14 protein-coding genes and 2 tRNA genes are annotated in these 20,913 nt (G+C 71.2%); 6 read left to right on the plus strand and 10 right to left on the minus strand.

Annotated elements, in window-relative coordinates; genetic code table 11:
- Window positions 1–39 precede the first annotated feature (39 nt).
- From IEZ15_RS12215 to IEZ15_RS12225, 3 genes are all read left to right on the plus strand, one after another.
- Window positions 40–2,454 carry an MFS transporter gene (locus IEZ15_RS12215; RefSeq protein WP_506353966.1) on the plus strand — a complete coding sequence of 805 codons (2,415 nt, stop codon included), beginning with the start codon at window positions 40–42 and terminating at the stop codon, window positions 2,452–2,454.
- A 154-nt stretch (window positions 2,455–2,608) separates the two neighbouring features.
- Window positions 2,609–3,424, plus strand: coding sequence for a YceI family protein (locus IEZ15_RS12220; RefSeq protein ID WP_189276502.1), 816 nt, complete (start codon window positions 2,609–2,611; stop codon window positions 3,422–3,424).
- Between the two features lie 9 nt (window positions 3,425–3,433).
- Window positions 3,434–3,904 (plus strand): PPOX class F420-dependent oxidoreductase, encoded by a 471-nt coding sequence (locus tag IEZ15_RS12225; protein WP_189276504.1) that lies wholly within the window; start codon window positions 3,434–3,436, stop codon window positions 3,902–3,904.
- A gap of 402 nt (window positions 3,905–4,306) precedes the next feature.
- On the opposite strand, the gene IEZ15_RS12230 is transcribed toward IEZ15_RS12225, so the two are convergent.
- Both IEZ15_RS12230 and IEZ15_RS12235 read right to left on the minus strand, forming a co-directional pair.
- Window positions 4,307–5,065, minus strand: a complete 759-nt coding sequence (locus IEZ15_RS12230; protein ID WP_189276507.1) for a TetR/AcrR family transcriptional regulator — start codon at window positions 5,063–5,065, stop codon at window positions 4,307–4,309.
- 94 nt (window positions 5,066–5,159) lie between these two features.
- Window positions 5,160–6,689: an MFS transporter gene (locus tag IEZ15_RS12235; RefSeq protein WP_189276509.1), complete on the minus strand. Its 1,530-nt coding sequence runs from the start codon at window positions 6,687–6,689 to the stop codon at window positions 5,160–5,162.
- Between the two features lie 129 nt (window positions 6,690–6,818).
- Between IEZ15_RS12235 and IEZ15_RS12240 the strand changes: the two genes are divergently transcribed.
- Window positions 6,819–7,676, plus strand: coding sequence for an endonuclease/exonuclease/phosphatase family protein (locus IEZ15_RS12240; RefSeq protein ID WP_189276511.1), 858 nt, complete (start codon window positions 6,819–6,821; stop codon window positions 7,674–7,676).
- Between the two features lie 4 nt (window positions 7,677–7,680).
- Here IEZ15_RS12240 and IEZ15_RS12245 read toward each other — a convergent pair whose 3' ends face one another.
- From IEZ15_RS12245 to IEZ15_RS12280, 8 genes are all read right to left on the minus strand, one after another.
- A complete protein-coding gene (locus tag IEZ15_RS12245) occupies window positions 7,681–9,837 on the minus strand; it encodes an ArnT family glycosyltransferase (RefSeq protein ID WP_189276513.1) in 2,157 nt (718 codons plus the stop codon).
- A complete protein-coding gene (locus IEZ15_RS12250) occupies window positions 9,834–11,174 on the minus strand; it encodes a bifunctional glycosyltransferase family 2/GtrA family protein (protein WP_229845855.1) in 1,341 nt (446 codons plus the stop codon). Before IEZ15_RS12250 ends, IEZ15_RS12245 begins: the two co-directional genes overlap by 4 nt.
- 26 nt (window positions 11,175–11,200) lie before the next feature.
- Window positions 11,201–12,757 (minus strand): HAMP domain-containing sensor histidine kinase, encoded by a 1,557-nt coding sequence (locus IEZ15_RS12255; RefSeq protein WP_229845856.1) that lies wholly within the window; start codon window positions 12,755–12,757, stop codon window positions 11,201–11,203.
- A gap of 4 nt (window positions 12,758–12,761) precedes the next feature.
- Window positions 12,762–13,502, minus strand: a complete 741-nt coding sequence (locus IEZ15_RS12260) for a response regulator transcription factor (RefSeq protein WP_114245611.1) — start codon at window positions 13,500–13,502, stop codon at window positions 12,762–12,764.
- A gap of 80 nt (window positions 13,503–13,582) precedes the next feature.
- Complete coding sequence (locus IEZ15_RS12265) at window positions 13,583–14,461, minus strand: amidohydrolase family protein (protein WP_189276515.1); 879 nt, start codon at window positions 14,459–14,461, stop codon at window positions 13,583–13,585.
- A 33-nt stretch (window positions 14,462–14,494) separates the two neighbouring features.
- Window positions 14,495–15,376 carry a DUF2797 domain-containing protein gene (locus IEZ15_RS12270; protein WP_189276517.1) on the minus strand — a complete coding sequence of 294 codons (882 nt, stop codon included), beginning with the start codon at window positions 15,374–15,376 and terminating at the stop codon, window positions 14,495–14,497.
- Between the two features lie 79 nt (window positions 15,377–15,455).
- Window positions 15,456–15,528, minus strand: a tRNA-Arg gene (locus IEZ15_RS12275).
- 272 nt (window positions 15,529–15,800) lie between these two features.
- Window positions 15,801–15,891, minus strand: a tRNA-Ser gene (locus IEZ15_RS12280).
- 239 nt (window positions 15,892–16,130) lie between these two features.
- On the opposite strand from IEZ15_RS12280, the gene IEZ15_RS12285 reads away from it, so the two are divergent.
- Window positions 16,131–16,595, plus strand: a complete 465-nt coding sequence (locus IEZ15_RS12285; protein WP_189276519.1) for an SSI family serine proteinase inhibitor — start codon at window positions 16,131–16,133, stop codon at window positions 16,593–16,595.
- Between the two features lie 214 nt (window positions 16,596–16,809).
- Window positions 16,810–20,856 (plus strand): PAS domain-containing protein, encoded by a 4,047-nt coding sequence (locus tag IEZ15_RS12290; protein WP_189276521.1) that lies wholly within the window; start codon window positions 16,810–16,812, stop codon window positions 20,854–20,856.
- Window positions 20,857–20,913: the final 57 nt, after the last annotated feature.

The raw sequence follows: 20,913 nt of genomic DNA on the forward strand, positions 1-20,913 counted from the left end.
AAGCACGGGGGATCATCCGATGCCTCGTCCGGCGCGCCGATGACACACCGGCAGATCATGGAAGCACTGGCCGGGCTGATGCTCGGCATGTTTGTCGCGATCCTGTCGTCGACGGTCGTCTCCAACGCCCTTCCGGAGATCATCTCCGACCTCGGAGGCGGCCAGAGCGCCTACACCTGGGTCGTCACGGCCTCGCTGCTGGCGATGACCGCCACCACCCCTCTGTGGGGCAAGCTCTCCGACCTGTTCAGCAAGAAGCTGCTGGTTCAGATAGCCCTCGTCATCTACGTCGCGGGCTCGGTCGTCGCCGGTATGTCGACCAGCAGCGGCATGCTGATCGCCTGCCGTGTCGTCCAGGGCATCGGCGTCGGCGGACTCTCCGCCCTCGCGCAGATCGTGATGGCGGCGATGATCGCCCCGCGCGAGCGCGGTCGCTACAGCGGCTACCTCGGCGCGGTCTTCGCCGTCGCCACCGTCGGTGGTCCGCTGCTCGGCGGTGTCATCACCGACACCAGCTGGATGGGCTGGCGCTGGTGCTTCTACGTCGGTGTGCCGTTCGCCATCGTCGCGCTGGTCGTGCTGCAGAAGACCCTGAAGCTCCCGGTCGTGAAGCGTGAGGTCAAGGTCGACTGGTGGGGTGCGCTCTTCATCAGCGCCGCCGTGTCGCTGCTGCTCGTCTGGGTGACCTTCGCGGGTGACAAGTACGACTGGCTGTCGTGGCAGACCGGCGTGATGCTCGCGGGTTCCCTGATCCTCACCCTGCTCTTCGTCTTCATCGAGTCGCGGGCCAGCGAGCCCATCATCCCGCTGCGCCTCTTCCGCAACCGCACCATCACGCTGACCTCGCTGGCTTCGCTGTTCGTCGGTATCGCGATGTTCGCGGGCACCGTCTTCTTCAGCCAGTACTTCCAGCTGGCGCGCGGCAAGTCGCCGACGATGTCCGGTGTCATGACGATCCCGATGATCGCGGGTCTGTTCGTCTCCTCGACGGTCTCCGGCCAGATCATCACCAGGACCGGCCGCTGGAAGGCCTGGCTGGTCAGCGGTGGCTTCCTGGTCACCGCCGGGCTCGGGCTGCTGGGCACCATCCGGTACGACACGGAGTACTGGCACATCGCGGTCTTCATGGCCGTCATGGGTCTCGGCATCGGCATGATGATGCAGAACCTGGTGCTCGCCGCGCAGAACCAGGTCGCTCCGGCCGACCTCGGCTCGGCCAGCTCCGTCGTCACCTTCTTCCGTTCCCTCGGTGGTGCGATCGGCGTCTCGGCGCTGGGCGCCGTCATGGCGAACCGCGTCACCCACTACGTCAAGGACGGCCTCGCGGAGCTCGGCCCCAAGGGCGCGGCCATGGGCCACGGCGGCACCGGAGGCGGGGGCATCCCCGACCTGGACAAGCTGCCCGCACCGTTCCGTACGGTCGTGGAGAGCGCCTACGGGCACGGTGTCGGCGATGTCTTCCTGTACGCCGCCCCGGCCGCGCTGATCGCCTTCCTGATCACGATCTTCATCAAGGAGGTCGCTCTGAAGTCGAACGCCGCGAGCGACGCCCCGGCCACGGCCGAGGTCCCCGTCGCGGAGACGGTCGAGGTTCCGGCCACCGCTGCCGCACCGGTCTCCCGGGCAACGGCCCAGGCCGCCCCGGTCTCCTCGGTCGACACCCTGGAAGCCCCGGTCGCCACCCTGCAGGGCACGTCCGTGCACGGCGTGGTGCGGGGCGCCGAGGGCGCACCCGTCGCACGGGCCGCCGTCACGCTGATCTCGCTGGCCGGCCGGCAGCTGGGGCGCTCCGTCTCCCAGGCCGACGGCAGCTACGGTCTGGACGCGCCGGGCTCCGGCAGCTACGTTCTGATCGCGTCCGCCGACGGCTTCCAGCCGCAGGCGTCCACCGTGGTCGTCGGTGACGAGCCGCTCCCGTACGACATCCTGCTGTCCGGTACGAGCGGCCTGGCCGGGATCGTGCGCACCGCCGAGACCGCTTTGGCGGTCGAGGGCGCCATGGTCATCGTGACCGATGTGCGCGGCGATGTGCTGGCCACCGGCAAGTCCGGTGAGACGGGCGAGTTCACCTTCGGTGAGCTGGTCCCCGGTTCGGTGACCGTCGCGGTGAACGCCGCAGGGTTCCGTCCGCTGGCGCTGCCGGTGGAGATCGGTGGCCAGGGCGTCACCCGGATCGAGGCCGCACTGCAGTCCGGTGCGCTGGTGCAGGGCGTCGTGCGGGCCGGTTCCGGCCGGCGGCCGCTGCCGGACGCCCGGGTCACGCTGGTCGACGCGGCGGGCAATGTGGTCGCCACCTCGACGACCGGGGACGACGGGGCGTACGCCTTCGCCGACCTGGACGCGGGCGAGTACTCGGTCATCGCGACCGGCTACCCGCCGGTGGCCGGCGCGCTGACCGTGGCCGGTCGCGGGGTCGACGGCCACGACATCGAGCTCGCCCACCCCGGCGAGTAACCACAGACCCCTGGCGGGTCGGCGTTTCGAGCGGAGACGCTGTACCGGCCGGTGGAAATGGGCCCCGGTGGCGGGGACGGCAGGCAGGGGACGGCCTGCCGTCCCCGCCCCGGGGCCCGACTCATTGAGTCATTGAGCAAGGAGAGAAAACGGGATGGGACTTCGCGCACAGGTACGGACGCGGGACGGCTGGGCGGTCCAGCACGCCGTCGTGACGGTCACCGACATGACCGGCGCGCAGGTGCTGCGGGCCACTGCCGACGAGGACGGGGCGGTGCGGACCGACACTCCCCTGCAGGCCGGCGCGTACACAGTGATCGTCACGGCGGTCGGGTACGCCCCCGCCGCCTCCACCGCCCTCGTCACCGCGAGCGGACGGGTCGAGGCCGGCACGGTGGTGCTGGCCCGCCAGGGCGGTGTGGAGCTGCCGCCGCCGGGCGCCTGGTCACTGGACCCGGCGCACTCCTCGGTGGGCGCGGTCGCGCAGCACCTGGGGATCTCCAGCGTGCACGGCCGGTTCACCGAGTTCAGCGGCCGGATCGAGATCGCCGAGGAGGTCCACCGCTCCCGCGTCGACGCCGTGATCAGCGCGGCCAGCATCGACACGGGCAACGGCATGCGGGACAAGCACCTGCGCTCGCCGGACTTCCTCGACGCGGACCGGTTCCTGGAGATCACGTACCGCTCGAACGGGCTCACCCCGGCCGGCCCCGACCGCTGGACCGTGCACGGCCTGCTGACGATGCGCGGCGTCGAGCGCCCGGTCGACCTGGACCTGAGCTACCTCGGCACCGGCCCCGACCCGTGGGGCGGGGTGCGTGCGGCGTTCAGCGCAGCGGCAGAGCTGCGCCGCGACGATTTCGCCATGAACTACAACCAGGTGGTGCAGGCCGGCATCTCGGCGATCGGTACGACGCTGCGGGTGGAGCTCGACATCCAGGCCGTGCAGGGTGAGTCCCTGCCGTCGTAGTCTGCGGACATGGCACCCGACATCGCGACGAACACCGCCGTGGAACTCGACGAGTTGCTGGCTTTCGCACGGCCCAGGCACCGGGCGATCCTGCTGACCACCCGGTCCGACGGCCGCCCCCAGGGCTCCCCGCTGACCTGCGGCGTCGACGACGCAGGACGGATCGTCGTCTCGACCTACCCCGAACGGGCCAAGACCCGCAACGCGAAACGGGACGAGCGGGTCAGCGTGATCGTCCTGTCCGACGACTGGAACGGGCCGTGGGTGCAGATCGACGGCTCGGCCGAGGTGATCGACTCACCGGATTCGGTCGAGCCGCTCGTCGAGTACTTCCGGAACATCTCGGGTGAGCACCCGGACTGGGACGAGTACCGGGCGGCGATGGTGAAGCAGGGGAAGTCGATCATCCGGATCACTCCGGAGCGCTGGGGCCCGGTCGCAACCGGCGGCTTCCCCGCCCACCTGGCACCCGGCAGCTGACTGCTGACTGCTGTCTGCTGTCTGCTGTCTGCTGTCTGCTGTCTGCTGTCTCCGAACGGTCTTGGGCGCACCGGTCCCCGGCGTGCTCAACCCCGGGGCGGCGACATGCATCCCGTGCGTGGTCCGATCCCGGGAGGCCGGTTCCCTGCGCCACCTGGCCATGTGGATACGGCCAGAGGCGACGGGGAGGCCCCGAACCATCACTCCCGTGGACCGGGGCCCCGCACGCCGGCGCCGCACCCGGCGTCCCAGACCGCACGATCACGTCAACCGGGTCGGCCCAGGGCACCGCAAGCCCGCGAGCGGACCATCACACGATCGAGCTAACCGGCGTCATGCGCACTCCCCGGCGAGCAGTTACCAACCCCCGCGAAGGACGGGTACTGAGGGACGAACGAGGTCTCAGCGGTCCCTCATCGCCTCGATGCCCGCGATCAGCAGGTCCAGGGCGAAGGTGAAGTCCCGGTCGCGCATCTCCTCGACCGTGTCGCCACCGCGGGCGTCCATCAGGTCCTGCGAGGACTCGACGATCCGGCTGAGCTGCGGCTGGCTCCGGATGGTGCCCAGCGCCTGCTGGAAGAACTCGTCCTGGCTGACCCCCGACTCCGCGCTGCGCTGCACGAAGTGGGCCTCGATGGTGCCGAATCCGTACACGAACTGGAAGACCGCGGAGAGCGCCCCCGTCTGCTGGTGCAGCGGCAGCCCCGTCGCCCGGACCACGTCCTGCATGGCGTGCGAGAACAGCATCGAGTGGGGGCCCATGTTGAGGAAGTGGCCGGCGAGCGGCGACACCCAGCCATGCCGGACCAGCAATTCCCGGTAGGATACGGCCAGTTCGCGCAGCCGGTCGTGCCAGTGCGCGTCCTCGCGAGGGGGCGCGATCTCGCTGTAGACCGAGTCGAGGGCCAGCTCCAGCAGATCGTCCTTGGTGTCCACGTACCAGTAGAGGGACATCGCGGTGACGTCCAGCTCGGCGGCGAGCCGGCGCATGGAGAACTTGGCGAGGCCCTCGGCGTCCAGCAGCCGGACAGAAGCCGCAGTGATCCTGTCCCGGTCGAGACCGGCCGGCTGGTCCGATTTACGGGTGCGCGACGGTGTCCTCTGATCCAGCCACACGCTGGTCCTGGCGGGGTTCTTCACACGGTCGGCCGCGGACACCATGGCGCACTCTCCTCGTCTTGCCGGCGGGACGGACCGGATGCGTACTCGTGCGCACGAAGCGGATCCGTACGGTCCGATGCGCCCCGCCTCGATGCTATGCCGCCACCTCGGCCTCGGCCGAGGTGGCCCGGGCAGATTCTGCCCGCTCCGCACGGCTCAGAAGCGTCGCGGCCAGCAGGCCGCCGGCCAGCACCGCCACCGCTCCGACCAGCTGGCTGGTCTCCAGTCCCGAGGCGAAGGCGTCCGTGATCCGCTCACGCTCCCCGTCGTCGGTGGCCGAGGCCAGCGCGGCGGGCAGCGAGGCGGCCCCGACGGCCGCGGGCACGAGCGCAGCGAACCGGGAATTGAGCACCGCGCCGAGGACGGCGACCCCCAGACCGTTGCCGAACTCGGCGAGCGTGCCGTTGACCCCCGCACCCACGCCTGCCTTCTCCGGCGGAATGGCGCTCATGATCGCGTTGGCCATGGCGGGCATGGCGAGCGCGATGCCCGCGCCCATCACGACCAGGCCGAGCAGCATGCCGCCGTAGCCGTCGCCGCCGAGCAGCGCGATCGCGGCGAGACCCGCGGCCAACAGGCTCATCCCGGCCGCGATGGTGACGGGCGTGCCCAGCTTGGGCACCAGCCTGGCTCCCAGTCCGGTGAGGTTGAGCGCGACGACACTCAGCGCCAGCGGAGCCGTACGCAGACCGGCTTCCAGTGGCCCGTAGCCGACGACGAACTGAAGCTGCTGGGTGAGCAGGAAGAGCGAGCCGCCCATCCCGAACGCGACCAGGATCGCGCCCGCGACCGCCCCGATGAACTTCTGGTTGCGGAAGAAGTGCATGTCCAGCATCGGGTACGGGATGTGCAGCTCCCACAGCACGAACCCGGTGAGGACGGCGACCCCGATGAAGGCGGTCAGCAGTACCCGGCCCGACGTCCAGCCGTGCTCCGGGCCGGAGATGATCGCGTACACGACGGATGCCATACCGATGGTGGAGAGCAGCGCGCCGAGCAGGTCGGGGCGCTCGCCACTGGGGTTCTTGGACTCCGGGACGAGCCGGACGACGGCGACCAGGCCGATGACCGCGACGGGGATGTTGATCAGGAAGATCGCGCCCCACCAGAAGTGGTCGAGCATCACTCCGCCGATCAGCGGTCCGACGGCGAAGCCCAGCGAGCTGACGGTCGACCAGATGCCGATCGCCTTGACCCGCTCGGAGTCGTCGAAGATCTGCACGACGACGGCCAGGGTCGTCGTCATCAGCAGCGCACCGCCGATGCCCATGCCCGCACGGGCGGCGATCAGCTGCGTGGACGACTGGGCCAGTCCGGCCACCAGCGAGCCGATGCCGAACAGGGCGAGCCCCGCGACCAGCATCTTCTTGCGGCCGTAGCGGTCGGCGGAGCTGCCGGCCGTGAGCAGCAGACCCGACTGGACCAGCGAATAGGCGTTGATCATCCACTGCACATCGGCGGTGGAGGCATCCAGCTCCTGGGTGAGGGAGGGGATCGCGACGTTGAGGACGGTGTTGTCGAGCAGCACGGTGAGCTGGGCGAGACAGATGACGCCGAGGATCAGCCAGCGCTGCGGGTGGCTCGGTGGCGTGAGGCGGTTCTGCTCGGCGGCGGTCGCCGTCATGCGGACTCCTGGTGCCTTATACGGTGTACGAGAACGAGATGTACACCGTATAACCAATCCCCATACGCTGTACAACTCATTTCCGCGCGGTACCGTGCTCGCCGCTGATCCGACAAGGACTGGAGTGGTATGTCACTGCGTCGTCGTACGGTGGAAGTGCTCATCGCAGCGGGCCTGTTGGGCACCGCCTTCGCGCCCCCGGCATCGGCCGCCGGGCAGGGGCACGCGGTGCCGCTGCGTGTGGCCACGTACAACATCCATGCAGGCGCCGGCATGGACAATGTCTTCGATCTCGACCGGCAGACCGCCGAGCTCCGCTCACTGGACGCCGATGTGATCGGGCTCCAGGAGGTCGACGTCCACTGGGGCACCCGCAGCGAGTGGCGCGATCTGGCGGCCGAGCTGGCCGAGCGGCTGCACATGCAGGTCTCGTTCGCCCCGATCTACAGCCTCGCCCCCGAAACTCCGGGTGCGCCCCGGCGTGAGTTCGGTGTCGCGGTGCTGTCCAGGTACCGGATCGTGAGCGCCGAGAACCACGAGATCACCCGGCTCTCCACCCAGGACCCGAACCCGGTTCCGGCCCCCGCGCCCGGCTTCGGCGAGGTGGTCCTGCGGGTGAAGGGGCTGCCCGTGCATGTGTATGTGACGCACCTCGACTACCGCGGCAACCCGTCCGTACGGACCGCCCAGGTCGCCGACACCCGCCGGGTCATGGCCGAGGACGAGGCACCGGGGCGGCAGAAGGTGCGGCAGATCCTGCTCGGCGACTTCAACGCGGCACCGGCCGCTCCCGAACTCGCCCCGCTGTGGGAGGAGCTGACGGACATCGAGCCCGGTGGGCCGACCTACCCGGCGCAGGATCCGGTGCAGCGGATCGATTACGTGGCGGTGTCGAAGGATTCCGTACGAGTACGCGACGCGACGGTGGCCGAGACGCTTGCCTCGGACCACCGCCCGGTTGTCGCGGATCTGCTGCTGCGGCGCTGAGCCTCTACTCGCCGCTCTTCGGCTGGGTCAGGTCGTAGAAGGTGGCACTGTGGACCGTGACCTCCTCGAAGTTCTCCTCCACCCAGGAGGAAATCCGGGACGAGATGCCGCTGTTGCCGCCACCCCCGCCCATCCCGCCCGCGATGAAGTAGTGGATCCTGCCGTCCTCGACGTACCTCTTGAACTGGGAGAGCGTCGGGGACGGGTCACTGCCGTTGAAGCCACCGATCGCCATCACCGGGTCGCCGGTGGCGAGTTGGTAGCTCGCTGCGTTCTGTGAGCCGATGGCGGCGGCGGCCCAGGTGTAGTCGCCGGCGTTCTTCTCCAGGAGCTTCTCGGCCTCGGCGCTGACGGACGAGCCGTTGAGCAGACCTCCGATGCCGCCGCCTCCTGGGGTGCCGTCTTCGCCCGTGCCGCCGGGTGCGGTGCCGGTGCCGGGTGCGGTGCCTGTACCGGGCATGGCTCCCGGCTGCCGGCCGTTCTGCTGGTTGCCGCCCTGGCCGCCAGTCGGGGGCTGACCCATACCGCCGTCCTGCTGGTTGCCCTGGCCGGGGGGCCGCATTCCACCGCCCATGCCACCTGGGCCGCCCCGGCCGCCGCCACCGGGACCGCCCATGGAACTGGCGCCGGACGGACCTGCCGTGACGATCGAGCCCCGATGTCCGGTGTTCAGCGTGCTGAGGGTGTACGCCGTCGGCCCGGCCAGCGACGCGACAAGGCTCACCCCCACCGCTGCGAGCGCCAGTTGGCGTCCGAGACGTGCAGCGAGCAGCAGGCCCGCCGCTGCGGCCGGACCGCCGATGAGGACGGCCCAGCGCAGCCACGGCAGATAGTCCGCAGTCCGGCCCAGCAGGACGTACGACCAGAGCGCGGTCACCGCGACCGTCACGCAGAGCGCTCCACGCGCCCACCACCTGGTCCGCTCCTCCCACAGAACCGTGGTGCCCATACCGACGAGCGCCGCGATGTACGGAGCCAGGGCGACCGTGTAGTACTGGTGGAAGATGCCGGCCATGAAGCTGAAGACGACCGCCGTCATCAGCAGCGAGCCGCCCCAGGCGAGGAACGCCGCCCGGGCGGTATCGGTGCGCCTGGCCTTCCAGGTGAGCCAGACACCCGCGGCGAGCAGAATCAGGGCGGCGGGCAGCAGCCAGGAGATCTGGCCGCCGACCTCGGCGTTGAACATCCGGCCGATGCCGGTCTCCCCCCACTGACCGCCGCCACCCCCGCCCCCTCCGACACTGCCGGTCTCATCGCCGTTGATCCGGCCGAGGCCGTTGTAGCCGAAGGTCAGTTCCAGGAAGGAGTTGTTCTGCGAGCCGCCGATGTACGGACGCGACGAGGCGGGCCACAGTTCGACGATCGCCACCCACCAGCCGCCCGCGACGACCATCGCGAGCGCCGAGAGCCCGAGTTGGCCGAACCGCTTGCGTACGGAGACCGGCGCGAACACCGCGTACAGCACGGCCAGCGGCGGCAGGATCAAGAACGCCTGCAGGGTCTTGGACAGGAACGCGAAACCGACCGCGACACCCGCCCACACCAGCCACTTGGTACGGCCGTTCTCCATCGCGCGCAGCACGCAGTAGACGGTGACGGTCATCAGCAACGCCAGCAGAGCATCCGGGTTGTTGAAGCGGAACATCAGCGCGGCGACGGGCGTGAGCGCGAACACCGCCATCGCGATCAGCCCGGCAGGGGCGTTGAAACGGCGGCGTACGGCCGCGTACAGCACCCCGGCCGTGGCCACCCCCATCAGCACCTGCGGAACCAGAACCGCCCACGAACCGAGGCCGAAGATCCGCACCGACAGGGCCATCGGCCAGAGTGTGGCCGGGGGCTTGTCGACAGTGATCGCGTTGGCAGCGTCCAACGAGCCGAAGAAGAAGGCCTTCCAGCTCTGACTGCCGGCCTGGACGGCTGCGGAGTAGAAGGAGTTGGCGTACCCGGAGGCGCTGAGGTTCCACAGGTACGCGAGCGCGATGACCAGCAGCATGGCCAGGAAGGCGGGCCGCGCCCAGCACGGGTCCTCGGGCCTGCCCCGCCACACGCGGCGCGCCAAGGACTTGTCCGGGCGCGCGTGGCCGGCCCCGGCGGCCGGTGGCGGGGACGTCGGCGCATCCGGCGAGGCCGGAAGGCGGTCGGGACGCAGCGTGGTCATCGGACGTTCCCCAGTTCGTGGTGAGTGTCATCGGCGCGCCCGGCCGAGGCGGGAGCCGCAGAGGCCGCGGAAGCCACGGGCCCCCCGGAGGCCCGCTCCGGGAAGACCCAGGCGCGGAAGAGCAGGAACCGCAGCACCGTCGCCGCGAGGTTGGCCGCGATCAGAACGGCGAGTTCCGTGCCGTGGGACGGCGATCCGGACGCGGCTCCCAGTGCGGCCAGCGAGCCGCTGGTCAGCGCGAGACCGATGGCGAAGACGACCAGGCCCTGCGCCTGATGGCGTACGGCTCCGCCCCGGCCGCGCACGCCGAAGGTGAGCCTGCGGTTGCCCGCCGTATTGGCGACGGCGGACACCAGCAGCGCGCCGCCGTTGGCGACCTGCGGGCCGACACACAGCCGGAAGAGCGAGTACAGGGCGAGATGGAAGAGCGTGGAAAGCGCGCCGACGACGCAGAATCCGACGAGCTGCCGGGCCAGGCCGCGCGGCACCCCGCTCAGAGCGCGGTCGCGCGGATCGTCCCCGAAGGGCCTCGCCAGCCGGTCCAGCGGCAGTGCGCCGACCGCCAGCGCCCGCCCCACCCGCCACACCCCTTTCAGATCCTCGGTCGCGGTCCGCACGATGTGGACGGTGGAGTCGGGATCGTCGACCCAGTCGACCGGCACCTCGTGGATACGCAGCCCGGCGCGCTCGGCGAGCACCAGCATCTCGGTGTCGAAGAACCAACCCGTGTCCTCGACCATCGGCAGCAGCCGCTGCGCGACCTCACGTCGGACAGCCTTGAATCCGCACTGCGCATCGCTGAACCGCGCGGCCAGCGACGAGCGGAGAATGAGGTTGTAGGCGCGCGAGATGAACTCCCGCTTCGATCCGCGCACCACCCGCGAGCTACGGGCCAGCCGTGAGCCGACAGCCAGGTCCGAGTGGCCCGAGATCAGTGGCGCCACCAGCGGCAGCAGCGCGTTGAGGTCGGTGGAGAGATCGACGTCCATGTACGCCAGGACCGGGGCGTCCGAGTGCGACCAGACGGTGCGCAGCGCCCGCCCGCGGCCTTTCTCCGCCAGCCGGTACGACCGCACCCGGGGCAGCGCCGCCGCGAGCCGGGCCGCCACCTGCGGTGTCCGGTCGGTGCTCGCGTTGTCCGCGACGGTGATCCGGAAGGCGTACGGGAAGGTGCGCGCCAGATGGTCGTGCAGGCGCAGCACACACGGCTCGAGGTCCTTCTCCTCGTTGAAGACGGGTACCACCACATCGAGTACGGGTACACCTGCCGCATCGACCGCTCCGGCGAGGAGGTGGTCCCGGGCCGGCAGGGTGCTCCAAGGAGTGTCGGTTCGCATGCCATCGACACTCGCCGGCCCCGCTGTCACGCCGATGTGCTGAGCCTGTCCCCCTGCTGTGAGTGCGGAGCAACCACGGGAAGCGCCGGCAGATGGACGGCGAACACCGTGTGTCCCGGGACCGAGGCCACCCCCACCCGGCCGCCGTGCGCGGCGATGACGGCGTGCACGATGGCGAGACCGAGCCCGGTGGAACCCGCGTGGCGGGAGCGCGAGGCATCGCCGCGCGCGAACCGTTCGAAGACATGCGGCAGCAGCCGAGGCGGAATGCCGGGCCCGTCGTCCTGGACCTCCAGCGTCACCCAGGGGTGGCCGGTGGTGGCACGCACTCGCACGGTGACGGTGGTGCCGGGCGGGGTGTGCGTACGGGCGTTCGCCAGCAGATTGACCAGCACCTGATGGAGCCGGGTCGGATCGCCGTACACGGTCGCGGGCTCGTCCGGCAGTTCGAGGCGCCAGTGGTGATCCCCCTGCCCGGCGGCGCGGGCATCGCTCACCGCGTCGACGACGACCGGCGAGAGATCGGTGCTCTCGTGACTCAGCGGGCGCCCGGCATCCAGCCGGGCGAGCAGCAGCAGATCCTCCACCATGCCCGTCATCCGCTCCGCCTCGGACTCGATCCGCCCCAGGGCATGCCGGGTGTCGGGGCCGGTCTCCTCGCCGCCGCGCCGGGTCAGTTCGGCGTATCCGCGGATCGAGGCCAGCGGGGTGCGCAGCTCATGGCTGGCGTCCGCGACGAACTGACGTACCCGCATCTCGCTCTCCTGCCGCACCTCCAGCGCCGAACCGACATGGCCCAGCATCCGGTTGAGCGCCGCGCCCACCTGCCCGACCTCGGTCCGCGGATCGGCCTCGGCCTCCGGGACCCGCTCCAGGAGGGCCACCTCACCGCTGTGCAGCGGGAGTTCGGAGACCCGGGTCGCGGTCGCGGCGACCCGGCGCAGCGGCCGCAGCGCGACACCGACCATGGCGGCGCCCGCGATGCCGGCCGCGATCAGACCGGCTCCGGTGACACAGACCTCGACGAGGATCAGGATGGTGAGGGCAGAGCTCACCTCGGCGGCGGGGATGCCGACGAGGATCGTCGTCCCCTGCGGGCCCGTGACGGCCTCCACCCGGTTGGAGCCGAGTCCGGGCAGGTCGATGCTTTGCGCCCCGCCATCGACAGGGGTGTCCGCCGCTTCCAGGGCGCTCTGCTGGGCGCCGGTCATCGGCTTCCCGCCGTCCTCGGTCCCCAGCCCCGGCGTGCTGCTGCTCTCCGCGACCACCCTCGACTCGGTGACCGAGCCGTCGTCCGCCAGAACGGCCCCGAAGGCGCCGACGGGCAGCCCCCGCGCGTCGACGAAGGCCAGCGGGTCGTCGCCCTGCGGTGCACCGCCGGGCATCGGCCCCCCTGCGCCGAGGGGCGGCTTGGAGGCCCGCACGGTGATGGAATGCAGCTGATCGTCGAGCTTGCCGTACATATAGCTGCGGAAGGCGATGGTGGTGACCGAGCCGATGACCGCGGCGACCACGGCGATCAGCGCCACCGCCGAGACCACGAGCCGGGTCCGCAGCGTCCACGGCCCCCGCCGCCGGTTCACACGCCTACTCACCTGGCTTGATGAGGTATCCCGCCCCGCGCCGGGTGTGAATCATCGGCGACCGCCCGGCGTCGATCTTCTTGCGCAGATACGAGATGTACAGCTCGACGACGTTCGCCTGCCCGCCGAAGTCGTAGTTCCATACCCGGTCCAGGATCTGTGCCTTGCTCAGCACCCGCCGCGGATTGCGCATCAGGAAGCGCAGCAGCTCGAACTCGGTCGCCGTGAGGTGGATGGACGTTTCGCCCCGGCTCACCTCATGGCTGTCCTCGTCGAGCATCAGATCGCCGACGACGAGCGTCGACTCGCTGCGTACGGCCGCCGTACCGGACCGCCGGATCAGCCCACGCAGCCGCGCCACGACCTCCTCCAGGCTGAACGGCTTGGTGACGTAGTCGTCGCCGCCCGCCGTGAGCCCGGCGATCCGGTCCTCCACCGCGTCGCGCGCGGTCAGGAACAGCACGGGGACCTCGGAGAGCTCCCTGCGCAGTCTGCCGAGCACGGCGAACCCGTCCGTGTCGGGCAGCATCACATCGAGGATCACCGCATCGGGACGGAAATCGCGCGCCATCCGTACGGCACCGGCACCGTCCCCGGCGCTGCGCACCTCCCAGCCCTCGTAACGCAGGGCCATGGAGAGCAGCTCGGCGAGCGGAGCCTCGTCGTCCACCACCAGCACACGGACGGGGCTGCGGTCCGCCCTCAGCAGTTCGGTACGCCCCTGCGGCGAGGTCGTCGTCGTCATGCCTCAACCCTGTGAGGCTCCTCTGAGAGGGCCCTTTCCCGATTCTGTGAATTCCCTGAGAAAGCGGCCCTCATGGGCCGTCAGTCCACGGTGAACAACACGCTCGCGTTCCCGTGACAGACCGCGCGCAGCCAGTCGTCCCCCAGCTCCAGCCGTTCCAGCGCGTCCAGCTGATGCGCGTACGGATACGGGATGTTCGGGAAGTCCGTCCCCAGCAGGATCCGGTCCCCGAGCGCCGCGAGCCGCCCCCGCTCGGCCACCGGGAACGGCGTGAAGTCCTCCGTGAAGTCCGTGAACGCCATCGTCGTATCGAGCCGTACCTCCGGGTACGTCTCCGCCAGCGCCAGGAACTCCGTGTACTCCGGCATCCCCATGTGCGCCACGATCAGCCGCAGCCGCGGATGCCGGGCGAGCAGCCGGCCGACCGGTTCGGGCCCCGTGTACTTGCCGGGCGCCGGCCCGGAGCCGCAGTGCATCACCACCGGAACCCCGGCCTCCGCGAGCAGCCCCCACACCGGCTCCAGCAGCGCGTCGTTGGCGTCGTACGCGCCGACCTGAAGGTGCGACTTGAAGACCCGGGCCCCCGCCTCCACGGCCTCTCGTACGTACCGCTCCACGCCCTCCTCCGGGAAGAACGTCGCGGTGTGCAGACAGTCCGGCACCCGGCGCGCGAAGTCGGCCGCCCAGCCGTTCAGCCAGGCCGCCATGCCGGCCTTGTGCGGGTAGAGCATCGAGGTGAACCGGAGCACGCCGAACGAACGCAGCAGCGCGAGGCGTTCGTCCTCGTCGTGCCGGTACTCGATCGGCCATTCCATCCCGGTCAGCGGCCCCGCGGAGTCGAAGTACGCCCAGACCTTGCGGAGCACCCGCTCCGGCATGAAGTGCGTATGGACATCGATGATCCCGGGCAGCCCCAGCCGCTCCCGGAACCGCACGACGTCGTCGGCGTCACCACTCATTGCCACCCCTTTCACCGTCCGGCCCCGACGATCTCAGAACAGCCCGCCCTGCACGCCACCGCCCCCGATGTCGGTCACCGGCACGCCCACCCCCGCCCGCGCGTCGGCGCCCGCCAGCTCCCACCCGGTCATCAGCCGGGTGTCCAGCACCACGACCCCGTCCTTCACCGTCTCCAGATGCAGATCGGGCCCCGCAGCCGCCACCAGCCGCCCCGCCACCACGCCCCCGTCGACCAACTCGGTGACCGCCCACGCCACCTCGACCGCGCCGTCGAGACCGAACAGCCCGGCATGATCGACCGCCTCGAACGGCAACCGCTCCAGCGAGTCCGGCCACCCGGCCCCCTCCAGCGCCGCGGCCCGCGCGTAGAGCTGCGCCACCTCGGCCCGCCGTTCCGCCACCCCCGGCAGCACCGCGCGCACGGCCCGTTTCCTGGCGTACGGAATCCGGTCCGGCACCCCGAGCGCCGACCGCAGCAGCTCCTCGGTCCGCCGCGCCGCCATCAACGGCCCCCGCCCCAGCCAGCTGAACACCACGGCCCCCTGCTCCCGCAGCCTCGCCGCCTCCCGCTCCTCGGCGGTGATCCCGACCTTCACCATCCCCGGCCCGAACCAGGCGAGATACACGCGGTACGTCCGGGGGTCATCGGCGATCGTGTCGGCGGCCACCGAGTGCGCCCGGTCCAGCCGCGCGCACTCAGGACATCGCGCCCCCGCGCTCCGCCCCGACACCACGGCCTTCACCGGACACGCGTTCCCGCGCGCCCCGACGCAGCATCGCTCCCCCACGGCCCGGAAGCCGAGCTCCGTCCCGTAGGACAGCGCACTCACCCGAACGGCCCCGCCCCGCCGCCACCCCAGCACGGGCGACCCCTGCGCGTCGGGCCATCGCAGCCCGGTGCACTGCCACCCCATGCGCGAACTCCCGGATTCCGATTCAGGCGGGGGAAATACCAAGAGGCCCCCGGATGAATCCGGGGGCCTCTTGCGACTGTGCACTCGGCAGGATTCGAACCTGCAACCTTCTGATCCGTAGTCAGATGCTCTATCCGTTAAGCTACGAGTGCTTGCCTGCGGTGTTAACCGCTGGTTTTACCTCCCGGGCTTTTCTGCCTGGTCGGCGTTGCGGGAACAACATTACATGACCTGCGCCGTAGCGCGAAATCCATTAGCCGCACCGCCTCTGACCTGCGAAAACGCCCCGTTTGAGGCTGCCGCGGGCGACTGGCCGACCGGACACCCGAGCGAGCCGCGGGCCACCGCGGGGCCACATCCGGACCACCCGGGTCCGGATACGACCGAAGCCCCGTGTCAGTGACACGGGGCTTCGGTGATGAAGCGGAGGCGGAGGGATTTGAACCCTCGATGGGCTTTAAGACCCAAACCGCATTAGCAGTGCGGCGCCATAGACCGGACTAGGCGACGCCTCCAGCACACCCCGCGCGAGCGCAAGTGGTGCGTGCAGATGATGACACAGCTGAGCACTGCCTCACCAATCGCTGCCTACGGTACTAGGCAGTCGGGCACGAGGGCAAAGCGCCTGCGGTTGCGCAACGCCGTGGCGTGCGGAGCGTTAGTGAGATGAGGGAGGCGCCGCCTTCCTGTTCTTCCATTCGTTCCACCCGCTGTCCCGTCCCTCTCGTCGAAGTGCACGAGCACAGGAGCCCGCATGTTGCGTCGCCTCGCCCTCACCGCCATCGCGTCTCTCGCCGCGCTGTCCGCCGCCGCGCCGGCCGCGACCGCGGCCACCGGCCCCCTTCCGCTGCCCCTGCCGCTGCCTCTGCCCCTGCTGCACGCCGACGACGCCGGTACCCGGTTGACGGTGACGGTCTCGGGCACGGGGGATCCCGCGGCCGAGGGCGTCTTCGAGCTGAAGTGCGGACCGGCGGGCGGCAGCCACCCGGCGGCGCAGCAGGCCTGTGACCGGCTGGAGGAGCTGGCGGGCGAGGGCGCGGACCCGTTCGCCCCGGTGCCCGGGGACGCGATGTGCACCCAGCAGTTCGGGGGTCCGGCCACCGCCCGGGTCACCGGAACCTGGCGGGGGAGGGGCATCGACACGGTCTTCGACCGGACCGACGGCTGCGCGATCTCGCGCTGGAACGGGCTGCGGCCGGTGCTCCCCAACGTCCGATGAGCAGGGGTCCGCATCCCTGTCCAGGGCCCATCGAACGTCACGTGACGGGCTGGAGTCGTACACCGTATGCACAGAACCTTGGTGAGAGCTCCCCCCATCCGCCGCCCCACGCCCCTCCCCTGCCTTTAGACTCCTTCCGTGACAGCCTGCGGCCCGAGGGGCAAGATGGGGCCCGCTGTCGGCAAGGTGCGGTAATCAGGGAGGAAGCGTCGTCGTGAGCAGCAGGCCATCCCGAGGCACTGCTCGCCTCGCAGCCATACTCGATGCACTCCCTGACGGGCTGCTGCTCGTCAACTGCAACGGCACGGTCGTCAACGCCAACACCATCGCGCTGGAAATGTTCGAGACGCCGGGCACCGCGCTCGTCGGGCGCGGGCTCCTCGACCTGCTGCCGGAGTTCGACTCCAAGCTGATTCCGGGGTCGATGCGCCGGCCCGAGTCCGCCGACGACCGCGGCCGCACGAAGCCGACCCGGATGACCGCACGCCGGACCGACGGCAACGAGTACCCGGTCGAGGTCACCAGCGCCAGCCTGGAGGACGGGCAGGCCGCGTACAACGACTTCCAGAGCAGTTACAGCGGCAGCTATACGGGTGACGAGCTTCTGATGCTCGTCGTACGGGATCTGTCGGGCACCGTCGACACCGAGGCCGAGCTGGCCCGTTCGCAGCGGCAGACCGAGATGATCCTGCGGGCCGCGGCCGAGGGCGTCGTCGGCACGGACACGGACGGCCGGGTCGTCCTGGTCAACCCCGCCGCCGCACAGATCCTCGGCTTCCGCGCCAGCGATCTGGGTGGCCAGGAACTGCATCCGCTGATCCTGCACTCGCGGGCGGAGGGCGAGCCGTTCCCGTACGAGGAGTCGCCGCTCGCCGACACCCTCAGGTCCGGCCGCAAGCACCGGGTGCGCGGGCAGGTCCTGTGGTCCAAGAGCGGTGCGCAGGTGCCGGTCGATCTGACCACCGCGCCGGTCCGGGACGGGGACCAGCTGGTCGGTGCGGTCATGACGTTCACCGACCGCAGGCCGTACGAGGAGCTCAGCGAGCAGCACAAGGCCGAGGTCGCCGAACTGGGCGCGGGCCACACCGCGGAGGTCACCGGGCTGACGGAACGGCACAGCGCGGAGCTGGCCGACCGGGCCGAGCGCTACACGGCCGAACTGGAAGCGCAGGCCGAACAGCTGGCGGCGCTGACCGCCCGGCACACCCAGCTCACCGCCGTACTCGGCGAGTCGCTGCGCGGGCCGCTGGAGGAACTGCGCGGCGAACTCTCCACGCTCGCCGCCGACCCGGCCGGCCAGCTGTGGCCGGAGGCCAACCAGATCCTCCACCACCTGGCCGCGGGCTACGCCCGGATGACGACGCTCGTCGACAATGTGCTCGGCTACCAGCGTCTGGACGCCGGCTCGGAGGAGCTGGTCAGGGCGAACGTGCTGCTCGACTCGGTCGTGACGGCCGGTATCGACGCGGCCGTCGAGCTGATCGGTCCCGGGCGCGCCCAGTTCGCGGTGCACGCGCCGCCGATCGAGGCCGAGGTGGACGCGGCCCGGCTGGTGACCGCGCTCGCCCATCTGGTCGCGGATGTCGCCGGGGTCGACTCGACCGGCAAGACCCGCGTGGTACCGGGCGGTGGCTACGTCGACTCGACGGTCGTCGTCGCGGCGGCGCAGCGCGGTGAGGTCGTACGGATCGAGGTGCGCGGGCCGTTCGCCGGGGGAGACCCGGTGCATGAGCCGATCGTGCGCGGGATCGTACGGGCGCACGGCGGCGTGCTCCAGACGCACGAGGTGCCGGGGATGAGCGGCAGCGCGTATGTGCTCGAAGTGCCGTTGGGCGCGGGCTCGGGAACGATGACGTCACCGGAGCCCGAGCCGGAGCCCGAACCCGGGCCGGAGCCGACGGCCGGTCAGGCCGCGCCGGGCGGCGGACGGCGGCGGGCGCGGCGGGCGTCCACGGACGCGTTCCTGGAGAGCCCCGTGGGCGGTTCCGGGGCGGGGGCCGGGTCCGGGGACGGAGACACCGCTGCGGCCGAGCCGACGGGGCGCCGACGGGCACGTCGTGAGCCCGCGGTGCAGGGCTCGCAGGAGACACAGGGTGCGCAGAGCGCGCACGGCCCGCACGAGATCGTTCCGGCCCAGCAGAGCGAGGGGTCGGGGCGCAGGCGTGGGCGGCCGAGTCCGGCCGAGACCGGTGCTCAGCATTCACTTCCGGCTCAGCTGTCCCAGTTGCCCGAGCAGGCGCAGGGGCAGAGGCCTGGGCAGCCTGCTGTCGAGCAGCAGGGGCCGGGCCAGGCATTGGCGCTGCCCGCGGCCCCGGCACCGTCCGAGGGGGCGGTGGTGACGGCGGCCGAGGGCGCGCAGGGTGGCGGTGGCCGTCCGCAGCGTGGGCAGACCGTGCCTCCGCAGGGCGTTCCGGCCGAGACGCCGATGCCGGTGCCTGTGGGTGGACACCAGGCGCGCCAGGGCGGCGAGAACCAGCTGGCCCTGCCGTCTTCCGCTTCAGCTTCTGCTTCCGCACCTGCCGCCGAAGGCCTCCCGCAGGCCGGTGACGGTTCGGCGCCTCAGCCGACCGGGCGGCGAGCGCGACGTGCATTGGCGGCCGTGCAGGAGCGCTCGGCTCAGGCCGAGCCGACCGGGCCTCGTACCGCGTTCGCACTCCCGCCCGCGGATGCCGACCGGACCCCGCCCACGGCCACCGAAGCGGACGCCTCGCTGCCCGGACGCCACGACGCCGTACGCCTCGCGCCGGACGACAACCACACACCGCCGCAGGCGCACTCCGCAGCGACCGGGCAGCGCCGGGCGCATCGCGCCGACGCTCCCCAGCAGACCGGACCGGCCGTCGGGCAGCCTGCGGAGCAGCAGCCCGTGCGGTCCGGCGACCGGGCGGAGAACGGCTCCTCGGGGCAGGGCCCGGCCGCGCCGGCCACGCCCGGCGAACAGGCCGACGACCGGGTCGACGGCCACCCCGGCGATCACCCCGGCGATCACCCCGGCAGCCGGTCCGGCGGCGATCCGGAATGGCCCGCGGCCGGCCACACCACGCACACCACCGGCACCACAGCCGTCGCAGGCACCGCCGATGCCACCGGCATCGCGGAGAGCCGTCCGCGGAACATCGCGCCCGCGGCGGACGCGCGCAGGCAGCCGCTGCCCGCGGAGGCACCGATGCCCGGCGGCTCGTCGGACTCGACGCAGGGACGCGCGTTCAGCGTGCGGACACTCGGGCAGGGTGTGCCGTTCGCCCAGCACATCGCGCACCAGCAGAACCAGACGCTCGGCGGTGCCGGCCGGCGCCGTAAGCTCGCCGCCCCGCCGGAGGGAGAGCGCACCCAGCAGTCCGCGTCTGCACAGTCCGCCGCCGCGCAGGGCCAGGGCCCGGGTTCGGGGCAGTTGCTCTCCGCTCCCGAGGCCGAAGGACGCGCGTACGCCATAGGGGCACCCGATGAGGGAGCCGAGGGGCCCGAGCCGCTGGATGGTCCGGGTGGCGCGGTCGAGGTCGCCAACCGTCCGTCGCCGCAGCCGGTCGACGACGAGCTGCCCCCGGAGCCGCTGGACAACCCGCGTCGGCTGCTCGTCTGGCCCGCGCCCGATGTCTCCACCCAGCAGGCACTGAGCGACCGCGGCTACCGGCCGGTGGTCGTGCACTCGCGCGAGGAGGTCGACGCCCAGATCGCGGCGTTCCCCGCCGCGCTCTTCGTCGACCCGCTCACCGGCCCCATCACCCGCAAGGCGCTGCAGTCGCTGCGTCAGGCGGCGGTGGCGGCCGAGGTCCCGGTGCTGGTGACGGCCGGTCTGGGGCAGGCCTCGCGGGAGGCCGCGTACGGTGCCGACCCGGCCGTGCTCCTCAAGGCGCTCGCCCCGCGCGACAGCGAACAGCATCCGCCGCGTGTGCTGTTGATCGAGGAGCACGAGGAGATCGCGCTGGCGCTGACGGAGACGTTGGAACGCCGTGGCATGCAGGTCGCGCGGGCCTCCACCGACAACGAGGCGGTGGCGCTCGCCACCCGGATGCGGCCCAACCTGGTGGTGATGGACCTGATGCAGGTACGCCGCCGCCGGGCCGGAATCGTCGACTGGCTGCGTGCCAACGGCCAGTTGAACCGGACCCCGCTGGTCGTCTACACCTCCGCCGACATGACCGGGTCGGAGCTGCCGAAGCTCAGCTCGGGCGAGACCGTCCTCTTCCTGGCCGAGCGCTCCACCAGCGACGAGGTGCAGTCGCGCATCGTCGACCTGCTCGCGAAGATCGGCACGAACTGACGCGTACGGACACGCAGTACGGCCACGGACGCGAACGGCCGGGCGAACGCCCGGAGA

The organism is Streptomyces atratus (assembly GCF_014648655.1).
GTDB classification, from domain to species: Bacteria; Actinomycetota; Actinomycetes; order Streptomycetales; family Streptomycetaceae; genus Streptomyces; species Streptomyces atratus.

Coding starts and splice junctions, on each gene's coding strand:
- IEZ15_RS12215 (WP_506353966.1), top strand. CDS start 40: ATGACACACCGGCAGATCATGGAAGCACTGGCCGGGCTGATGCTCGGC.
- IEZ15_RS12220 (WP_189276502.1), top strand. CDS start 2,609: ATGGGACTTCGCGCACAGGTACGGACGCGGGACGGCTGGGCGGTCCAG.
- IEZ15_RS12225 (WP_189276504.1), top strand. CDS start 3,434: ATGGCACCCGACATCGCGACGAACACCGCCGTGGAACTCGACGAGTTG.
- IEZ15_RS12230 (WP_189276507.1), bottom strand. CDS start 5,065: ATGGTGTCCGCGGCCGACCGTGTGAAGAACCCCGCCAGGACCAGCGTG.
- IEZ15_RS12235 (WP_189276509.1), bottom strand. CDS start 6,689: ATGACGGCGACCGCCGCCGAGCAGAACCGCCTCACGCCACCGAGCCAC.
- IEZ15_RS12240 (WP_189276511.1), top strand. CDS start 6,819: ATGTCACTGCGTCGTCGTACGGTGGAAGTGCTCATCGCAGCGGGCCTG.
- IEZ15_RS12245 (WP_189276513.1), bottom strand. CDS start 9,837: ATGACCACGCTGCGTCCCGACCGCCTTCCGGCCTCGCCGGATGCGCCG.
- IEZ15_RS12250 (WP_229845855.1), bottom strand. CDS start 11,174: ATGCGAACCGACACTCCTTGGAGCACCCTGCCGGCCCGGGACCACCTC.
- IEZ15_RS12260 (WP_114245611.1), bottom strand. CDS start 13,502: ATGACGACGACGACCTCGCCGCAGGGGCGTACCGAACTGCTGAGGGCG.
- IEZ15_RS12265 (WP_189276515.1), bottom strand. CDS start 14,461: ATGAGTGGTGACGCCGACGACGTCGTGCGGTTCCGGGAGCGGCTGGGG.
- IEZ15_RS12270 (WP_189276517.1), bottom strand. CDS start 15,376: ATGGGGTGGCAGTGCACCGGGCTGCGATGGCCCGACGCGCAGGGGTCG.
- IEZ15_RS12285 (WP_189276519.1), top strand. CDS start 16,131: ATGTTGCGTCGCCTCGCCCTCACCGCCATCGCGTCTCTCGCCGCGCTG.